This is a genomic window from Mycobacterium sp. (genome assembly GCF_035653355.1).
In the GTDB taxonomy this organism is placed as follows: Bacteria; Actinomycetota; Actinomycetes; order Mycobacteriales; family Mycobacteriaceae; genus Mycobacterium.
In genome coordinates this window covers 1-2319 of sequence record NZ_DASRBZ010000247.1, presented here as the reverse complement: position 1 = coordinate 2319, position 2319 = coordinate 1, and the positions used below count along the sequence as shown (strand labels likewise).

General features: G+C 67.5%; 2 protein-coding genes and 2 pseudogenes. 3 read left to right on the top strand and 1 reads right to left on the bottom strand.

All coding sequences use genetic code 11. The features are described 5' to 3' along the window. The 3 genes and pseudogenes from VFA16_RS08475 to VFA16_RS08465 all read left to right on the top strand — a co-directional run. Positions 1-501: pseudogene (locus tag VFA16_RS08475) on the top strand (MFS transporter); the annotation flags it as partial. A 9-nt stretch (positions 502-510) separates the two neighbouring features. After that, positions 511-1290: a TIGR03084 family metal-binding protein gene (locus VFA16_RS08470; protein WP_324967385.1), complete on the top strand. Its 780-nt coding sequence runs from the start codon at positions 511-513 to the stop codon at positions 1288-1290. A 96-nt stretch (positions 1291-1386) separates the two neighbouring features. Then, positions 1387-2070 carry a class I SAM-dependent methyltransferase gene (locus VFA16_RS08465; RefSeq protein WP_324967384.1) on the top strand — a complete coding sequence of 228 codons (684 nt, stop codon included), beginning with the start codon at positions 1387-1389 and terminating at the stop codon, positions 2068-2070. A 17-nt stretch (positions 2071-2087) separates the two neighbouring features. Here VFA16_RS08465 and VFA16_RS08460 read toward each other — a convergent pair. Then, a pseudogene (locus tag VFA16_RS08460) lies at positions 2088-2319 on the bottom strand (pullulanase); the annotation flags it as partial.

The window sequence follows — 2319 nt, the reverse complement described above, 5'->3', positions numbered from 1 at the left end:
CTGCTGGTGCTGGTGCTGGTCCGGCATGTCGGCGCCGTTCGCGGGTTAGGTACTGCGGTGATGTTCGTCGGCGCAACCGGGGCCGGGTCCTTTGTAGCCAACGCGCTGACCCCGCCCGCGGTGCGCCGGTGGGGCCGCTATGCCACCGCCAACGCTGCCCTGGCCGTGGGCGCCGTCATCCAGATCGCGGGAGCCACCCTGCAATTACCGGTCATGGTGGGGTGCAGATTTCTGCTCGGCATCATCGGCCAGGTTGTGAAGCTGTGCGCTGACACCGCGATGCAGATCGACGTCGACGACGGCTTGCGCGGCCATGTGTTCACCGTCCAGGATTCGCTGTTTTGGGTCTCTTTCATCGTCGCGGTTACGTTGGCCGCGTTGATGATTCGCCCCGACGGGCGTTCGCCGGCGCTGGCGTTGGGCGGTACGGTGCTCTACCTTGTCGGCCTCGTGGTCCATGGCGCGCTCGCCCGGCGCGGGCAGCCGGTGAGCGGTCGCTAAGGTACATCCATGGCCGGTCCGGGCCCGATCGTGGACGATCTTCGCGTTGAGAGCGACGAGCTGGATGCGCTGGTGGCGCCGCTTGCCCACGAGCGCTGGGCGGAGCCGACGCCGGCGCCGGGATGGACGATTGCCCATCAGATCGGGCACCTGCTGTGGACGGACGGGGTCGCGCTCACCGCGGTCACGGACGAGGCCGGCTTCGCCGACGTGTTGGCAGCCGCCGCTGCCAATCCCACTGGCTTTGTCGACGAGGGCGCCGACGAAATGGCCACTAGGGCGCCTGGGGAACTGCTGGCCGACTGGCGACTGATCCGCGCGCGGCTGCACGAGGCGCTGCTGGCGGTTCCCAACGGGCGAAAACTGCCGTGGTTCGGGCCGCCGATGAGCGCGGCGTCGATGGCGACCGCGCGGCTGATGGAGACCTGGGCCCACGGACTAGACGTCGCCGACGCCCTCGGCGTCAAACGGCCGGCCACTGCGCGGCTGCGCTCGATCGCGCATCTCGGTGTGCGCACCCGCGACTACTCCTTCGTGGTCAACGGGCTTACGCCACCGGGCGAGCCGTTTCTGGTCGAGCTGCGCGCGCCTGACGGGAGCACTTGGTCGTGGGGACCTGCAGATGCAGCGCAGCGCGTCACCGGCTCGGCGGAAGACTTTTGTTTTCTGGTCACGCAGCGACGTCCGCTGGGCTCGCTCGACGTCACGGCGCAGGGCGCCGATGCGCAGCGGTGGCTGCGGATTGCGCAAGCATTCGCCGGCCCGCCGGGCCCGGGCCGCGGGCGATGAGCACGCGAAGTGCGCGAAGAGAGACGCGGCCCATCCGACCCCGGCGATGAGCACGCGAAGTGCGCGAAGAATGACCCGGCCCGTCAAGCTCCGGCGATGAGCGAGCAGGACGCGCGAAAAGCGGAGGCACGGCTGGCGGCCGCGCAACGAACCCACTGGGAACAGACCTACACCGCCCACCCGGGACTGTACGGCGACCAACCCTCAGACGCGGCGAAGTATGCGATGGCAGTGTTCGGCTCCGCCGGTGTCACCACGCTGCTCGATCTTGGCGGCGGTCACGGCCGCGACGCATTGTTCTTCGCACGCAACGGAATCAGAACTCATGTTCTTGATTTCAGCGCAACAGCACTTCGACAGCTGACCGACACCGCCGAAGTACTCGGGCTAGGTGATCGAATCGCGGTGACGGAACACGATGTTCGCAATCCGCTGCCAATAGCTACTGCATCCGTCGATGCGGTATTCGCACACATGCTGCTGTGTATGGCATTGTCTACCGACACTATTCGCTCAATCGTCGATGACGTCCGGCGCGTGTTGCGGCCCGGAGGCGTGTTCGTTTACACCGTTCGGCACACCGGTGACGCGCATTACCGTCGCGGGATCTCGCACGGCGATGACATCTACGAGCACAGCGGGTTCGCCGTCCATTACTTCTCGCGGCAACTCGTCGACGAGCTGGCCGCGGGATGGGAACTCGCCGACGTGCGTGAGTTCTGTGAGGGCGAGCTGCCACGCCGCCTGTTCTGCGTCACTCAGATCAGCCCACCCGACTGAGCGGGCGCTTCCGTCGTTTACAGAGCCGCGGCGGCGTCAGCGGCACCGTCGCCGTCGCTGTCGCTGAGCTTGACGTCCCACCGCCCGTCGCCGTCGCTGTCGACATAGGCCGTGTCATAGCCGCCGCTATCGGCGACCAGCATCACCCGGTCGGCCAGACCGTTGCCGTCGACGTCCATCAGCCGGTCATCAGCGCGGCCGTCGGCGTCGAAGTCGACCAACGGGCCGCCGGTGTGCTCCACGCCGTCG

What these genes read in the sequence shown, in the direction of transcription:
- VFA16_RS08470 (WP_324967385.1), top strand. Translation starts at nt 511, where the DNA reads ATGGCCGGTCCGGGCCCGATCGTGGACGATCTTCGCGTTGAGAGCGAC.
- VFA16_RS08465 (WP_324967384.1), top strand. Translation starts at nt 1,387, where the DNA reads ATGAGCGAGCAGGACGCGCGAAAAGCGGAGGCACGGCTGGCGGCCGCG.